15 protein-coding genes are annotated in these 14,347 nt (G+C 72.3%); 11 read left to right on the top strand and 4 right to left on the bottom strand.

What is annotated here, in order from left to right:
* Positions 1-102: 102 nt before the first annotated feature.
* Positions 103-1,044, top strand: a complete 942-nt coding sequence (locus ACIQF6_RS22310) for a heme o synthase (RefSeq protein WP_400897616.1) — start codon at positions 103-105, stop codon at positions 1,042-1,044.
* Between the two features lie 27 nt (positions 1,045-1,071).
* On the opposite strand, the gene ACIQF6_RS22305 is transcribed toward ACIQF6_RS22310, so the two are convergent.
* On the bottom strand, positions 1,072-1,716 hold the full coding sequence (locus ACIQF6_RS22305; protein WP_400897615.1) for a DUF2461 domain-containing protein: 645 nt from the start codon (positions 1,714-1,716) through the stop codon (positions 1,072-1,074).
* A 126-nt stretch (positions 1,717-1,842) separates the two neighbouring features.
* Here ACIQF6_RS22305 and ACIQF6_RS22300 point away from each other — a divergent pair, with 126 nt between their 5' ends.
* From ACIQF6_RS22300 to ACIQF6_RS22290, 3 genes are read left to right on the top strand one after another with little or no spacing between them, the layout of a single operon-like run.
* Positions 1,843-2,430 carry a hypothetical protein gene (locus ACIQF6_RS22300; RefSeq protein ID WP_400897614.1) on the top strand — a complete coding sequence of 196 codons (588 nt, stop codon included), beginning with the start codon at positions 1,843-1,845 and terminating at the stop codon, positions 2,428-2,430.
* On the top strand, positions 2,427-3,668 hold the full coding sequence (locus tag ACIQF6_RS22295; protein WP_400897612.1) for an FAD-dependent monooxygenase: 1,242 nt from the start codon (positions 2,427-2,429) through the stop codon (positions 3,666-3,668). Before ACIQF6_RS22300 ends, ACIQF6_RS22295 begins: the two co-directional genes overlap by 4 nt.
* A 9-nt stretch (positions 3,669-3,677) precedes the next feature.
* Positions 3,678-4,010, top strand: coding sequence for a hypothetical protein (locus ACIQF6_RS22290; protein ID WP_400897610.1), 333 nt, complete (start codon positions 3,678-3,680; stop codon positions 4,008-4,010).
* Between the two features lie 73 nt (positions 4,011-4,083).
* Here ACIQF6_RS22290 and ACIQF6_RS22285 read toward each other — a convergent pair whose 3' ends face one another.
* The gene (locus ACIQF6_RS22285; protein ID WP_400897608.1) at positions 4,084-5,037 is read right to left on the bottom strand and encodes a heme A synthase; all 954 of its coding nucleotides are present in this window, start codon (positions 5,035-5,037) and stop codon (positions 4,084-4,086) included.
* 235 nt (positions 5,038-5,272) lie between these two features.
* Between ACIQF6_RS22285 and ACIQF6_RS22280 the strand changes: the two genes are divergently transcribed.
* On the top strand, positions 5,273-6,574 hold the full coding sequence (locus ACIQF6_RS22280) for a choice-of-anchor A family protein (RefSeq protein WP_400897606.1): 1,302 nt from the start codon (positions 5,273-5,275) through the stop codon (positions 6,572-6,574).
* Positions 6,575-6,627: 53 nt separating this feature from the next.
* Here the strand turns inward: ACIQF6_RS22280 and ACIQF6_RS22275 are convergent, their stop codons facing one another.
* Both ACIQF6_RS22275 and ACIQF6_RS22270 read right to left on the bottom strand, forming a co-directional pair.
* On the bottom strand, positions 6,628-7,398 hold the full coding sequence (locus tag ACIQF6_RS22275; RefSeq protein ID WP_400897603.1) for an ABC transporter permease: 771 nt from the start codon (positions 7,396-7,398) through the stop codon (positions 6,628-6,630).
* Positions 7,395-8,312 carry an ABC transporter ATP-binding protein gene (locus ACIQF6_RS22270; protein WP_400897601.1) on the bottom strand — a complete coding sequence of 306 codons (918 nt, stop codon included), beginning with the start codon at positions 8,310-8,312 and terminating at the stop codon, positions 7,395-7,397. Before ACIQF6_RS22270 ends, ACIQF6_RS22275 begins: the two co-directional genes overlap by 4 nt.
* 181 nt (positions 8,313-8,493) lie before the next feature.
* Here ACIQF6_RS22270 and ACIQF6_RS22265 point away from each other — a divergent pair, with 181 nt between their 5' ends.
* The 6 genes from ACIQF6_RS22265 to ACIQF6_RS22240 are packed head-to-tail and all read left to right on the top strand — an operon-like array spanning position 8,494 to position 14,346.
* Positions 8,494-9,294 carry a helix-turn-helix transcriptional regulator gene (locus ACIQF6_RS22265; protein ID WP_400897599.1) on the top strand — a complete coding sequence of 267 codons (801 nt, stop codon included), beginning with the start codon at positions 8,494-8,496 and terminating at the stop codon, positions 9,292-9,294.
* A complete protein-coding gene (gene sufB / locus ACIQF6_RS22260) occupies positions 9,291-10,703 on the top strand; it encodes a Fe-S cluster assembly protein SufB (RefSeq protein WP_400897597.1) in 1,413 nt (470 codons plus the stop codon). Before ACIQF6_RS22265 ends, sufB begins: the two co-directional genes overlap by 4 nt.
* 59 nt (positions 10,704-10,762) lie before the next feature.
* A complete protein-coding gene (gene sufD, locus ACIQF6_RS22255; protein ID WP_400897595.1) occupies positions 10,763-11,995 on the top strand; it encodes a Fe-S cluster assembly protein SufD in 1,233 nt (410 codons plus the stop codon).
* Complete coding sequence (locus ACIQF6_RS22250) at positions 11,992-12,315, top strand: non-heme iron oxygenase ferredoxin subunit (protein ID WP_400897593.1); 324 nt, start codon at positions 11,992-11,994, stop codon at positions 12,313-12,315. The genes sufD and ACIQF6_RS22250 overlap by 4 nt, the downstream gene beginning before the upstream one ends.
* 7 nt (positions 12,316-12,322) lie before the next feature.
* A complete protein-coding gene (gene sufC, locus ACIQF6_RS22245; RefSeq protein ID WP_400897591.1) occupies positions 12,323-13,087 on the top strand; it encodes a Fe-S cluster assembly ATPase SufC in 765 nt (254 codons plus the stop codon).
* Complete coding sequence (locus tag ACIQF6_RS22240) at positions 13,084-14,346, top strand: cysteine desulfurase (protein WP_400897589.1); 1,263 nt, start codon at positions 13,084-13,086, stop codon at positions 14,344-14,346. Before sufC ends, ACIQF6_RS22240 begins: the two co-directional genes overlap by 4 nt.
* Position 14,347: the final 1 nt, after the last annotated feature.

Below are 14,347 nucleotides of genomic sequence, written 5' to 3'. Positions count from 1 at the left end.
GATATGGAGCGTCTATGGTTGCGTGGTACGCGCAGCGCGGACGGTGGGCACCCTGCGGGTCTCCAGGACGCCTGTGGAAGTTCATCGACTGTTGAGGTGTCCGTGACCGCCGTCGAATCCCGCCCCGCCGGGGTGGTAGGGACGAGCACCGCACGCCGGCCGTTCGGGGCCCGCATCGGGGCCTTCGTCGCCCTCACCAAACCGCGGATCATCGAGCTGCTGCTGATCTCCACGGTGCCGGTGATGTTCCTGGCCCAGGGCGGCGTGCCCAACCTGTGGCGGGTCCTCGCGGTGGTGGTCGGCGGGTACCTGTCCGCCGGCGGTGCCAACGCGCTCAACATGTACATCGACCGCGACATCGACGCGGTGATGTCCCGCACCGAGCGCCGCCCGATCGTCACCGGCATGGTCTCCCCTCGGGAGGCCGTCGTCTTCGGCGTCACGCTGGCCGTGGTCTCCACCGTCTGGCTCGGCGTCCTCGTCAACTGGCTCTCCGCGGCGCTCGCACTGGCCGCCCTGCTGTTCTACGTGTTCGTCTACACGCTGGGCCTCAAGCGGCGCACCGCGCAGAACGTCGTCTGGGGCGGCATCGCCGGCTGCATGCCGGTGTTCGTCGGCTGGGCGTCCGTCACCAACTCGCTGTCCTGGTCGGCGCTGCTGCTGTTCCTGGTGGTGTTCTTCTGGACGCCGCCGCACACCTGGGTGCTGTCGATGAAGGTCCGCGACGACTACGCCCGGGCCGGCGTGCCGATGCTCCCGGTGATCCGCGGCAACATCGGCGTCGCCAAGCAGGTCGTCGCCTACTCCTGGGTGATGGTGGCGACCTCGATGCTGCTGTGGCCGGTCGCGCACACCAGCTGGCTGTACCCGGTCACCGCCGCCGTGCTCGGCGTGCTGTGGATGAAGGAGGCGTACGCGCTCCAGTCGCGCGCCAAGGCCGGCATCGTGGGCGCCAAGCTCAAGGAGATGCGGCTGTTCCACTGGTCGATCACCTACCTGACGCTGCTGTTCCTGGAAATCGCGATCGACCCGTTCCTGGGCTGACACCCCACCTCTTCGAACCCCTCGGCCTCAGCGCGGCGCAAGCCCGCTGGGGCCGACGTGGTTCTCCAGCCATTCGTGCAGCGGGGCCGCCGCGTGCAGGAAGCCGGTGACCCGGCCGTACGCCTTCGCGGTGCCCAGCCAGGCCGCCGGCTCCCACTCCTGCCAGGCGATCAGGCCCTTGTGCCGCAGCAGCTCGATCCGCGGGTGGTCCTTCGGGTACCCGCGCGGCGCGGTCTTCAGGCTGTCCCGGCCGACCACCTCGGGCCCCGCGGCGCGCACCGCCGCCACCACCCGCTCCAGCTCCGCGCCCGGCACGTCCTCGGCGACCGCGGCGCGGTAGGCCGCCAGCTGGTCGCTCGCCAGGTGGTAGTAGCCCAGCCCGCAGGCCAGCCCGTCGGCGGACAGCTGCACGTACCCGCCGGACTCCAGCACCGCGCCGATGTGCGTCTTGTACGGGGACTTGTCGGCCGAGAACCGGACGTCCCGGTTCGGCCGGAAGACCTTCCCCGGCCCGAACTCGGGCTCCAGCCGGGCCAGCAGCGCCTCCATCGGGGCCCGCACCTGCTCCTCGTACCGGGCGCGGTGCGCCGTCCAGAACGTCCTGGAGTTGTCGGCCTCCAGGTGCTCGTAGAACTCCAGCGCCTCGGCCGGCCAGCCACGGAAATCGGTCACGGGGCCAGTATTCACGCTGCGACGGGGAGGTTCCGTGACGACGGGTGACGTTTCGTCAGCGGAAATCGTTTCTCCCGTAGGGTCGGCGACCGCCGCGACCCTGTCGTCGTCTTTCGGGGGAAACCGATGCCGCTGCCGTCCGTCGTCCTGTCCGGACACCTGTTCCTGTCCCGGGAACCCGCCGAGCTCGCCGAACGCATCGGCGCGTTCGCCGAACCGCCCACCCGGATGCTGCTCGGCGCGGACGGGCTCACCACCACCCTGCTGGCGGCCTGGATCCGCGGGCCGGTGCGGGTCGGGTCCGCCGACCACCTGCGGGTGGCGGCCGGCGCGGCGCCGCCCGGGGCGGCGGGGCTGCTGCGGGCCGGCCCGGACGAGGAGCTGATCGTCCGCCGCTCGGTGCTCACCGGCGGCGGCGCCGAGCTCTCCCGCAACGTGGTGGTCGCCCGGCCGGTGCTCTCCGCCGCCGCCGAGCAGTGCCTGACCGACACCGGGGCGCCGATCGGCGCCGCCCTCCAGGCCTCCGGCACCGGCCACCGGCGCACCGTGCTGGACGCCGGGGTGCGGGACTGGGACGGCGCGGACGCCGCGTACAAGACCTACCTGATGTGGCACGGCCCGCAGCCGCTGGCCGTGGTCACCGAGACCTTCGACCCGGCCGTGGTGCCCGCCGCGTCCGTCGCCGCCCTGCTCGCCGCCGGAGGCCGCCGATGACCCCCCGCACCACCACCGTCGCGATCGTCGGCGCCGGGCCCGCCGGGCTGGTGCTCGCGCACGTGCTGCACCGCGCCGGGATCGCCGTCACCGTCCACGAGCGGCTGTCCCGGACGGCCGTGGAGGGCGCCGCCCGGGCCGGGGTGCTGGAGCACCGGGTGGTCGAGTACCTGCGGGCGCTCGGCCTGGCCGACCGGCTGACCGCGGAGGGCGAGCGGCACGGCCGGTGCGAGTTCACCTGCCTCGGCGAGAACGTGGCGGTCGACTACGGCCTGCTGTCCGGCGGAATCCGGCATTGGGTGTACCCGCAGCAGCTGCTGCTGCGCGACCTGATCGCCGCCTACGAGCAGGCCGGCGGCGCCATCGCGTTCGACCGCCCGGTGCGGGGCGTCACGGTCGACGCCGACGGCCGCCCGGTGCTGGACACCGCCGACGGCCCGCTGCGCGCCGAGTACGCGATCGGCTGCGACGGCGCGCACAGCACCGTCGCCGCGGCCTTCCCCGGCGGCGCGGGCGGGCTCGGACGCCGCTACCCGTACGACTGGCTGACGGTGCTGGCCCGGATCTCCCGGCCGGTCGAGCAGATCCGCTACGCGGTGCACGCCGACGGGTTCGCCGGGATGATGCCGCGCACCGCCGACGTCGGGCGGTTCTACCTGGAGGTGCCCGCCGGGGAGGAGCCGGCCGGCTGGGACGAGCCGCGGATCCGCGGCGAGCTGTACCGGCGGCTGGAGCTCGGCGGCGACGACCCCGTCCTCGGCGAGCTGCTGGAGACCGGCATGCTGCGGATGCGCGGCCGGGTCGCCGCCCGGATGCGGGCCGGCCGGCTGCTGCTGGCGGGGGACGCCGCGCACACCGTCACCCCGTCCGGCGCGAAGGGCCTCAACTCGGCGGTCGCCGACGCCGCCGACCTGGCGGGCGCCCTGCTCGCCGAGCTGCCGGGCGGCGACGGCAGCGCCCTGGACGGGTACCAGCGGCGCCGGTCGGACGCCGCCTGGCGGACCCAGGAGTTCTCCGAGCAGCTGCTCGACCTGCTCCACCTGCCCGCCGGGCTGAGCCCCGAGGAGCGCGCCTTCGCGCTGCGGCTGCGGCTGGAGCGGATCCGCCGGATCGCCGTCCCCGGGCCGGAGGGCGCCGCCTTCGCGCTGGCCTACGCGGGCGCCGGCGAGCTGCCGCTGCCCGCCATGTGGCCGTCGGCACAGGGCGGCGCCGTCGCCACCGGCGCTACCGGTCGGTAGCATGCGGGCATGACCAGCGCAGAGACCGCCACCACCGCCGCGCCGGACGCCCGCGTCGAGCGCCGCGCCAAGCGCCTTGCCAAGCACCTGAGCAGCTTCGCCGCGCAGCACGGCGGCCACGCCGACGGCGTCGTCGAGTACGTCGGCCGCACCGCCACCCGGATCGTCGTGGTCGGCGCGGACGGCGCCTGGGGCGACCAGGTCGCCCCCAGCTACGCGATCGGCCGCCGGGCCGCCGAACTCGCCGGGCTCACCCTGCACGACAGCTTCGAGGGCGAGCTGGGCCTGAAGGTGAAGACCGGCCCGTACGAGTGGAAGCGAATGGCGGGCATCCAGATCTGAGGGCCGTCGGCCCCGGACACGACAGGAGCGCGGACGGTCGTCCGCGCTCCTGTCGTGCGTTCGGGGGTGCCGCTCAGGCGACCAGTTCGGTCGACGGGGCGGTGGCCTGCGCCGGGATGCCGGCGCGGCTGCGCAGGGCCAGCGGGATGCGCAGGGCGGCGGCCCAGACCAGGGCGGCGCCCAGCATGTGCAGGCCGACCATGATCTCCGGCGCGTCGGTGAAGTACTGGACGAAGCCCAGTACGCCCTGGATCATCAGCAGGCCGAACAGCTCGCGGACCCGGGCGCGGGCGGCCGGCGGGGCCTTCACGGCGGAGAACACCAGCAGCGCGGCCAGCGTCAGGCCGACCGAGAGGAACACCAGGTCGGCGTGGGCCTGGGTGAGCCGGTCGTAGTCGAACGTGGTGATCCGGGGGGTGCCGGCCGAGCCGGGGTGGTGGCCGGCGCCGGTGACCAGGGTGCCGACCAGGGCGAGCGCGCCGATCGACGCCACCAGCACCTGCGCGAAGCGGTGGATCGCCGGGGCGACCAGCAGCCGCGGCTCGCCGTCGCCCTCCTTGGCCCGCTCCCAGCCGAGCACCGCCGTCCACAGCAGGCCCAGCGAGGCCACCATGTGCAGGCTCACTACGTACGGGTTGAGGTGGGTCAGCACCGTGATGCCGCCGATCACCGCGTTCGACATCACCAGCCAGAACTGCGCCCAGCCGAGCTTGGTGAGCGAGTGCCGCCACGGCTTGGAGCAGCGGGCGGCCAGGATGAACCAGCCGACGGCGGCGCACAGCACATAGGTGAGCATCCGGTTGGTGAACTCGATGACGCCGTGGATGCCCATCTCGGGGGTCGGCGTCAGGCTTTCGCCGGTGCAGCGGGGCCAGGTGGTGCAGCCGAGGCCGGAGTCGGTCAGCCGGACGGCGCCGCCGGTGACCACGATCACCACGCTCATCACCAGGGCGGCCATGGCCGCCCGGCGGACGTGCTGCGGGCTCGGGTGCCAGCGCTCGGCGAGGAGGGAGAACGGGTTGGTCACCGGACCATCGTAGGCGGGCTTACGCGGTGACCCGGCGGTGGGCGCGGTGGGCGGCCCGCTCCGCGCGTAGAGGGGGACATATCGGGGGACGCGCGGACAGATCGGGCGATTTCGAGCGTGTCGGTCAATGGTCTTGACCTCTTCACCAAATGGCCGCAAGAGTGCGACTTGGTCCATACCTTTCACCGGTTGGGCTCCATCCCACCTGTCCGCATCCACCCGCGGAGTCCTGCACATGCGCAAGTCCATATCCGCTGCCGCCGTGGCCCTCGGCGGCTCCCTCGCCCTCGCGGCCCTGGTCGTTCCCACCCCCGCGACCGCCGCCCCCGGCGAGGGCACCTGCCTCAGCCTCGGCGTCGCCGGGAAGTACGGCGAGTTCATCGAGGGCGACGACACCCACAGCCCCGACGCCGAAGGCGCGGTCGCGATCGGCGGCAACGCCGACTTCAGCCGCGGCGGCTTCACCGTCGGCAACGAGCTCACCGCCGCCGAGGTGGCCGCGCTGCCCGGCGGCCACGCGCTGGTGATCGGCGGCAACCTGATCCAGAAGGGCGCCCACGTCCAGGTGATGAAGGGCAAGGGCGTGGTGGCCGGCCAGGTGGTCGGCGGCGGCCAGCTGGAAGGCGTGGCCAAGGGCGCCTCGCCGATCGACTTCGCCGCCGAGTTCGCCAAGCTGCGCGCGCTCTCCGCCGAGCTGGCGAAGACCGCGGGCGCGGCCCCGGTCGCCGACGGCCGGAAGCTGACCTTCACCGGCGCCGACGCCAAGGCCAACGTCTTCACGGTGTCGGCGGACACCCTGCAGAAGGCGAACGAGATCTACCTGAAGGTCCCGGCCGGCTCCTCCACCGTGATCACCGTCACCGGCGGCTCCTACGACCAGACCAAGGCGCCCACCAGCTCCTTCTGGATCTGGGACAACGCCAAGAAGACCTACGTGCTGGACGACAAGCTGCAGTCCGCGGACGGCGGCGCCGAGCGCGCCAAGCTGCTGTGGAACTTCCCTGCCGCCACGAAGATCGTCAAGCACAGCGGAAACGCCTGGCCGGGCAGCATCCTGGCCCCCAACGCCGCGTTCGACCTCGGCAGGGGCGGTCCGGTGAACGGCTCGGTGTGGGCGAAGTCGCTCACCGGCAGCGGCGGCGCCGAGACCCACCACTACCCGTTCTCCGGCTGCCTCCCCGGCACCACCGTGCCGCCGACCTCGCCGTCCGGGACGCCGTCCCCGTCGGCGTCCCCGTCCACCGGCACCGGCGGGTCGGAGAGCCCGTCGCCGTCGAGCAGCGCCTCGACCCCGGGCGGCACCGAGTCACCCGGCCCGAGCGACTCGGCCGGACCGTCGGAGAGCGCCCCGGCCGGGGCCACGCCCTCCCCGTCGGCGAGCCACGGCGGCCCGGGCGGCGGCGGCCACGGCGGCGGGCTGGCGTTCACCGGCGCCGAGGGCCTGGTGCCGCTGACCATCGGCGGCGCCGCGGTGCTCGGCGCGGGCGGCGCCCTCGTCTACAAGGCGCGCCGCAAGAAGGCCGCAGCCTCCTCCTGACCCCCGAGCGGGCCCCCGGCCCCGGCCCCCGGCGGAGGGCCGGGGCCGGGGGCCTACTCCCAGCGGAAGAAGCGGGCCGCGGCAGCCAGGCCGAGGACCGACCAGACGGCCAGGATGCCGAGGTCGGACCAGGGCATGCCGTGGCCCAGCTGGAGGACCGAACGCAGGCCGTCGGAGAGCGCCGAGATCGGCAGCAGCTCCAGCACCGGGCGCACCGCGTCCGGGAACTTGGCGAGCGGGACCACCACGCCGCCGGCCAGCAGCAGCAGGACGAAGACCAGGTTGGCGCCCGCCAGAGTGGCCTCCGCGCGCAGCGTGCCCGCCATCAGCAGGCCGAGGCCGGAGAACGCGGCGGTGCCGAGCACCAGCAGCAGCAGCACGGCCAGCGGGTTGCCGTGCGGCGACCAGCCGAGCGCCAGGGCGATGCCGGAGAGCAACAGCACCTGGAGCAGCTCGGTGACCAGCACGCAGCCGGTCTTCGCACTGAGCAGCGCCCAGCGCGGCAGCGGCGTCGCGCCGAGCCGCTTGAGGACGCCGTAGCGGCGCTCGAAGCCGGTGGCGATGGCCTGGCCGGTGAAGGCGGTGGACATCACGGCGAGCGCCAGCAGGCCGGGGGCGAGGAAGTCGACGCGCTTGCCGGGGCCGTCCACGGCGACCACGTCGACGGCTGAGAACAGCACCAGCAGCACGGTGGGGATGACCACGGTGAGCAGCAGCTGTTCGCCGTTGCGCAGCAGCATCCTGGTCTCCAGGGCGGTCTGCGCGAGCAGCATCCGGCCGACCGCCGCGGCGCCCGGGCGGGGGGTGAGGTCGGTGGCGGTCATCGCAGGTCCCGTCCGGTCAGGTCGAGGAAGACGTCTTCGAGGCTGCGGCGCTGCACCGCGAGCTTGTCGGGCATCACCCCGGCCTCGGCGCACCAGCCGGTGACGGCGGCCAGCAGGGCGGCGTCCAGGGCGGCCTCGACGCGGTACGAGCCGCGGGAGGGCTCGGCGACCAGGGCGGTGTCCGGGAGGACCTTGCGCAGGCCGGCGAGGTCCAGGCCGGCGGGGCCGTCGAAGCGCAGCTGGGCGTCGGAGCCGCGCAGCGCGTCGGGGGAGCCCTGGGCGATGACCCGGCCCCGGTCGACGATCGCGACGTCGTCGGCGAGCTGCTCGGCCTCGTCCATCTGGTGCGTGGTGAGGACGACGGTGACGCCGGCGGCGCGCAGTTCGGCGACCAGGTCCCAGGTGGCGCGGCGGGCCTGCGGGTCGAGGCCGGCGGTGGGCTCGTCCAGGAAGACCAGCTCGGGGCGGCCGACCACGGCCATGGCGAGGGCCAGGCGCTGCTGCTGGCCGCCGGAGAGCCGGCGGTAGGCGGTGCGGCCGCAGGAGTCCAGGCCGAGGCGCTCGGCGAGCGGGCCGACGGGCAGCGGGTTCGCGTACAGCTTCGCGGTGTGGTTCAGCATTTCGAGGGCGCGCGCCCCGGCGTACACGCCGCCGGACTGGAGCATCACGCCGATCCGGGGCTTGAGCTGCCCGGCCTGCGCGACCGGGTCCAGCCCGAGGACGCGGACGGTGCCGGCGTCGGGGCGGCGGTAGCCCTCGCAGGTCTCGACGGTGGTGGTCTTGCCCGCGCCGTTGGGGCCGAGCACCGCGGTGACGGTGCCGCGCGCGATGGCCAGGTCCAGGCCGTCCACGGCGGTCTTGTCGCCGTACCGCTTGACCAGTCCGGTCACCTCGACGGCGGGGTCTGCATGCATACCGGCGAGTGTAGGAGCAGCTCACGCCCGTTTTCAGGTAAGGCATGCCTTCCGTGACGGAGGCCACCGGTGAGACCGGGGTCACGGCTTGTTTCCCGCCGACGAATTAAGCAACAATCGTGTTGTGAAAAACAATCGCGAGCATGATGCTCAGCGGGAGCCCGAGGCTCCCGACTGTGCCGTGCCCGCGACTGCGGCCGAAGCCCTCCTGCTGGACGGGCACCGGGCCACCCGGGACCGGGTCGCCCGGTCGATTCTCGACCACGGGCCGTCCTCGGCGGCCGACCTGGCCGGCCGCCTGGGCCTGACCACCGCCGCGGTGCGCCGCCACTTGGACGGCCTGACCGCCGCCGGGCTGGTCGAGTCCCGCGAGCAGCGGGTCTACGGCAGCCGCGGCCGGGGCCGTCCGGCGAAGGTGTTCGCCCTGACCGACGGCGGGCGGGACGCCTTCTACCAGGCCTACGACCAGCTCGCCGCGGATGCGCTGCGCTGGATCTCGGAGGCCGCCGGCGGCGGCGAGGCGGGCGAGCAGGCGGTCGCCGCCTTCGCCCGGGCCCGGCTCGCCAAGCAGGGCGAGAAGTACCAGGGCGCGGTCGAGCAGGCCGACGCCCAGCAGCGCGCCGAGGCGCTCGCCCAGGCCCTGAGCGCCGACGGGTACGCTGCCACGGTGCGGCGGGTCCCGTCCGCCGCCGCGGCGCCCGCCGCCCCGGCCGGCGCCCAGCTCTGCCAGCACCACTGCCCGGTCGCGCACATCGCCGAGCAGTTCCCGCAGCTCTGCGAGGCGGAGACCGAGGTCTTCTCGCAGCTCCTGGGCACCCATGTGCAACGGCTGGCCACCATCGCCCACGGCGACGGGGTCTGCACCACGTATGTGCCGGCATCCGGTGCCGCACCGTCGTCCTCCCGGACGCCCGGTGCCGTGCCGCCTGCCGGTACGTCCCCCAACGAAACCGGCTCCACCGCGCGGAGGAACCTCGCATGACTGACATCGCACACCCCGAGCTCGAAGGTCTCGGCACGTACGAGTACGGCTGGGCCGACTCGGACGCGGCCGGTGCCGCCGCCAAGCGCGGCCTGAGCGAAGAGGTCGTCCGCGACATCTCGGCGAAGAAGAACGAGGCCGAGTGGATGCTCAACCTTCGCCTCAAGGGTCTGAAGCTGTTCGGCAAGAAGCCCATGCCGACCTGGGGCTCCGACCTGTCGGGCATCGACTTCGACAACATCAAGTACTTCGTGCGCTCGACCGAGAAGCAGGCGGAGTCCTGGGAGGACCTGCCCGCCGACATCAAGGCCACCTACGACAAGCTGGGCATCCCGGAGGCGGAGAAGCAGCGCCTGGTCGCCGGTGTCGCCGCCCAGTACGAGTCCGAGGTCGTCTACCACCAGATCCGCGAGGACCTGGAGGAGCAGGGCGTCATCTTCCTGGACACCGACACCGCGCTGAAGGAGCACCCGGAGCTCTTCAAGGAGTACTTCGGCACCGTCATCCCGGTCGGCGACAACAAGTTCGCCTCGCTGAACACCGCGGTCTGGTCCGGCGGATCGTTCATCTACGTGCCGAAGGGCGTGCACGTCGACATCCCGCTGCAGGCCTACTTCCGGATCAACACCGAGAACATGGGCCAGTTCGAGCGGACGCTGATCATCGTCGACGAGGACGCCTACGTCCACTACGTCGAGGGCTGCACCGCGCCGATCTACTCCTCGGACTCGCTGCACTCCGCGGTGGTCGAGATCATCGTCAAGAAGGGCGGCCGCTGCCGCTACACGACCATCCAGAACTGGTCGAACAACGTCTACAACCTGGTCACCAAGCGCGCCGTGGCGTACGAGGGCGCGACCATGGAGTGGGTCGACGGCAACATCGGCTCCAAGGTCACCATGAAGTACCCGGCCGTCTACCTGATGGGCGAGCACGCCAAGGGCGAGACGCTGTCGATCGCCTTCGCGGGCGAGGGCCAGCACCAGGACGCCGGCGCGAAGATGGTCCACATGGCGCCGAACACCTCCTCGCACATCGTCTCCAAGTCGGTGGCGCGCGGCGGCGGCCGGACCTCCTACCGCGGTCTGATCGAGATCGGCGAGGGCTCGCACGGCGCCAAGTCGAACGTGCTGTGCGACGCGCTGCTGGTCGACACCGTCTCCCGCTCGGACACCTACCCGTACGTGGACGTCCGCGAGGACGACGTGTCGATGGGCCACGAGGCGACCGTCTCCAAGGTCTCCGAGGACCAGCTCTTCTACCTGATGAGCCGCGGCCTGAGCGAGACCGAGGCGATGGCGATGATCGTCCGCGGCTTCGTCGAGCCGATCGCGCGCGAGCTGCCGATGGAGTACGCGCTGGAGCTGAACCGGCTGATCGAGCTGCAGATGGAGGGCGCGGTCGGCTGACGTGCCGTCAGCCCCCGTCGTCCGTCGACCGTTTCCGAAAGAGAGCAACACGAACAGCCATGGCTGAGCAGAACACCCCCGGCTCCACCACCGCCGGTTCGATCGAGGTGGGCACCGCCGGCGCCGGCGCGCAGCTCGCCGGCCCGGGCACCGGCCGCGAGAGCGTCCGGCAGCCGATCGACGCCCGGGTCGCGGTCAAGCCGTCCTTCGACGTCAACGACTTCCCGGTGCCGACCGGCCGCGAGGAGGACTGGCGGTTCACCCCGATGCACCGCCTCGCCGGTCTGCACGACGGCACCGCCGTGGACGCCGTCCGCGGCGAGGACAAGATCGAGCTGGGCCTGCCGGAGGGTGTCACCTCCGAGCTGGTCGGCCGCGACGACGCCCGCGTCGGTAAGGCCGGCACCCCGGTGGACCGGGTCGCCGCGCAGGCGTTCAGCGCCTTCGAGCAGGCCCTGGTGGTGACCGTCCCCAAGGAGACGGTGCTGACCGAGCCGGTCCGGATCGACGTGCACGGCGAGGGCGGCGTCCGCTTCGCCCACGTGGTGATCGAGGTCAAGCCGTTCGCCGAGGCCGTCGTGGTGCTGAACCACTCCGGCACCGGCACCCGCGCCGCCAACGTCGACCTGCTGGTCGGCGACGGCGCCAAGCTGACCTTCGTCTCCGTCCAGGACTGGGAGCGGGACGCGGTGCACGCCGCCCAGCACAACGCGCTGGTCGGCCGGGACGCCACCTTCAAGTCCGTGGTGGTCACCTTCGGCGGCGACGTGGTGCGCCTGCACCCGCGGGTCTCCTACGCGGGCCCCGGCGGCGAGGCCGAGCTGTTCGGCCTGTACTTCGCCGACGCCGGCCAGCACCTGGAGCACCGCCTGATCATCGACCACGACACCCCGCACTGCCGCTCCAACGTCGCCTACAAGGGCGCGCTGCAGGGCGAGGACGCGCACGCGGTGTGGATCGGCGACGTGCTGATCCGCGCGGCCGCGGTCGGCACCGACACCTACGAGCTCAACCGCAACCTGGTGCTCACCGACGGCGCCCGGGTCGACTCGGTCCCCAACCTGGAGATCGAGACCGGCGAGATCGTCGGCGCCGGCCACGCCTCGGCGACCGGCCGCTTCGACGACGAGCAGCTGTTCTACCTGCAGTCCCGCGGCATCCCGGCCGACGAGGCCCGCCGCCTGGTGGTGCGCGGCTTCTTCGCGGAGCTGGTCCAGCAGATCGGCGTCGCCGAGATCCAGGACCGCCTGATGGAGAAGATCGAGGCCGAGCTGGAAGAGACGGTCGCATGAGCGCCGGCTACGTGCGTGCCTGCGCGCTGAGCGTGCTGCAGGAGGACGTGCCGAAGAAGGTCGAGCTGAACGGCGTCCCGGTGGCGGTCGTCCGCACCGACGAGGGCGTGTTCGCGATCAACGACATCTGCTCGCACGCCAACGTCTCGCTCTCCGAGGGCGAGGTCGAGGACTGCATGATCGAGTGCTGGCTGCACGGCTCCAGCTTCGACCTGCGCACCGGAAAGCCGTCCGGGCTGCCCGCGACCAGGCCGGTCGCCGTCTACCCCGTAAAGATCGAAGGGGACGATGTGCTCGTCTCCGTCAACCAGGAGAACTGAGTACCCCATGGCAACGCTTGAAATCCGCGACCTGCACGTCTCCGTCAACGCCGAGGGCGGCCCGCGCCAGATCCTCAAGGGCGTCGACCTGACGGTCAAGCAGGGCGAGACCCACGCGATCATGGGTCCGAACGGCTCCGGCAAGTCCACCCTGGCCTACTCGCTGGCCGGCCACCCGAAGTACACCGTCACCGGCGGCCAGGTGCTGCTGGACGGCGAGGACGTGCTGGAGATGTCGGTCGACGAGCGCGCCCGGGCCGGCGTGTTCCTGGCCATGCAGTACCCGGTCGAGGTCCCCGGCGTCTCGGTCTCCAACTTCCTGCGCACCGCCGCCACCGCCGTCCGCGGCGAGGCCCCCAAGCTGCGGCTGTGGGTCAAGGAGGTCAAGGAGGCGATGGCCGCCCTGCAGATGGACCCGGCGTTCGCCGAGCGCAACGTCAACGAGGGCTTCTCCGGCGGTGAGAAGAAGCGCCACGAGATCCTCCAGCTGGAGCTGCTCAAGCCGAAGATCGCGATCCTCGACGAGACCGACTCCGGCCTGGACGTCGACGCGCTGCGGATCGTCTCCGAGGGCATCAACCGGGTCCGCTCCACCGGCGAGGTCGGCACCCTGCTGGTCACCCACTACACCCGCATCCTGCGCTACATCCAGCCCGACTACGTGCACGTCTTCGCGGGCGGCCGGATCGTCGAGTCCGGCGGTGCCGAGCTCGCCGACAAGCTGGAGGAAGAGGGCTACGAGAGCTACGTGAAGGGCGGCGCTTCCGAGTGACCCACTCCCATCTGACCGGACTCCTGGACACCGACGCGATCCGCAAGGACTTCCCCGTCCTGTCGCGGGTGCTGCACGACGGCAAGCCCCTGGTGTACCTGGACAACGCGGCGACCTCGCAGAAGCCGCGCCAGGTGCTGGAAGCGCTGAACGCCTACTACGAGCAGCACAACTCCAACGTCCACCGCGGCGTGCACGTGCTGGCCGAGGAGGCCACCGCGCTGTACGAGGGCGCCCGGGACAAGGTCGCGGCGTTCATCAACGCGCCCAGCCGGAACGAGGTGATCTTCACCAAGAACGCCTCGGAGTCGCTCAACCTCGTTGCCAACATGCTGGGTTGGGCCGACGAGCCGTACCGGGTGGACGCCGACTCGGAGATCGTCATCACCGAGATGGAGCACCACTCCAACATCGTGCCGTGGCAGCTGCTGGCGCAGCGCACCGGCGCGAAGCTGAAGTGGTTCGGGCTGACCGACGAGGGCCGGCTCGACCTGTCGAACATCGACGAGCTGATCACCGAGAAGACGAAGATCGTCTCCGTCACGCTGGTGTCCAACCTGCTGGGCACGGTCAACCCGGTGGAGACCATCGTCCGCAAGGCCCAGTCGGTCGGCGCGCTGGTCGCCATCGACGCCTCGCAGGCCGCCCCGCACGCCGTCCTCGACGTGCAGGCGCTGGAGGCCGACTTCGTCGCCTTCACCGGCCACAAGATGCTGGCCCCGACCGGCATCGGCGTGCTGTGGGGCCGCCAGGAGCTGCTGGAGGACCTCCCGCCGTTCCTCGGCGGCGGCGAGATGATCGAGACCGTCACCATGGGCTCGTCCACCTACGCCCCCGCGCCGCACAAGTTCGAGGCCGGCACCCCGCCGATCGCCCAGGCCGTCGGCCTCGGCGCCGCCATCGACTACCTGTCGGCGATCGGCATGGAGCGCGTGGCCGCCCATGAGCACGCGATCACCGCCTACGCGATCGAGCGCCTCAACGAGGTGCCCGACCTGCGGATCATCGGCCCGCGCACGGCCGTCGACCGCGGCGCGGCGATCTCCTTCACGCTCGGCGACATCCACCCGCACGACGTCGGGCAGGTGCTCGACGAACAGGGCATCGCCGTCCGGGTCGGCCACCACTGCGCGCGGCCGGTCTGCCTGCGGTACGGAATTCCGGCGACCACCAGGGCGTCGTTCTATCTGTACTCCACGCCCGGTGAGGTGGACGCGCTGATCGACGGCCTCCACCACGTCCGCAACTTCTTCGGCTGAG

The organism is Kitasatospora sp. NPDC092948, from assembly GCF_044754805.1.
GTDB lineage: Bacteria > Actinomycetota > Actinomycetes > Streptomycetales > Streptomycetaceae > Kitasatospora.
Note: the sequence above shows the minus strand (reverse complement) of the source record. Positions and strands in the feature narration are given on the sequence as shown.

Bases quoted from the DNA above. Each gene is read 5' to 3' on its own strand.
- ACIQF6_RS22300 (WP_400897614.1), top strand. From the start codon at position 1,843: ATGCCGCTGCCGTCCGTCGTCCTGTCCGGACACCTGTTCCTGTCCCGG.
- ACIQF6_RS22295 (WP_400897612.1), top strand. From the start codon at position 2,427: ATGACCCCCCGCACCACCACCGTCGCGATCGTCGGCGCCGGGCCCGCC.
- ACIQF6_RS22290 (WP_400897610.1), top strand. From the start codon at position 3,678: ATGACCAGCGCAGAGACCGCCACCACCGCCGCGCCGGACGCCCGCGTC.
- ACIQF6_RS22280 (WP_400897606.1), top strand. From the start codon at position 5,273: ATGCGCAAGTCCATATCCGCTGCCGCCGTGGCCCTCGGCGGCTCCCTC.
- ACIQF6_RS22275 (WP_400897603.1), bottom strand. From the start codon at position 7,398: ATGACCGCCACCGACCTCACCCCCCGCCCGGGCGCCGCGGCGGTCGGC.
- ACIQF6_RS22270 (WP_400897601.1), bottom strand. From the start codon at position 8,312: ATGCATGCAGACCCCGCCGTCGAGGTGACCGGACTGGTCAAGCGGTAC.
- sufB (WP_400897597.1), top strand. From the start codon at position 9,291: ATGACTGACATCGCACACCCCGAGCTCGAAGGTCTCGGCACGTACGAG.
- sufD (WP_400897595.1), top strand. From the start codon at position 10,763: ATGGCTGAGCAGAACACCCCCGGCTCCACCACCGCCGGTTCGATCGAG.
- ACIQF6_RS22250 (WP_400897593.1), top strand. From the start codon at position 11,992: ATGAGCGCCGGCTACGTGCGTGCCTGCGCGCTGAGCGTGCTGCAGGAG.
- sufC (WP_400897591.1), top strand. From the start codon at position 12,323: ATGGCAACGCTTGAAATCCGCGACCTGCACGTCTCCGTCAACGCCGAG.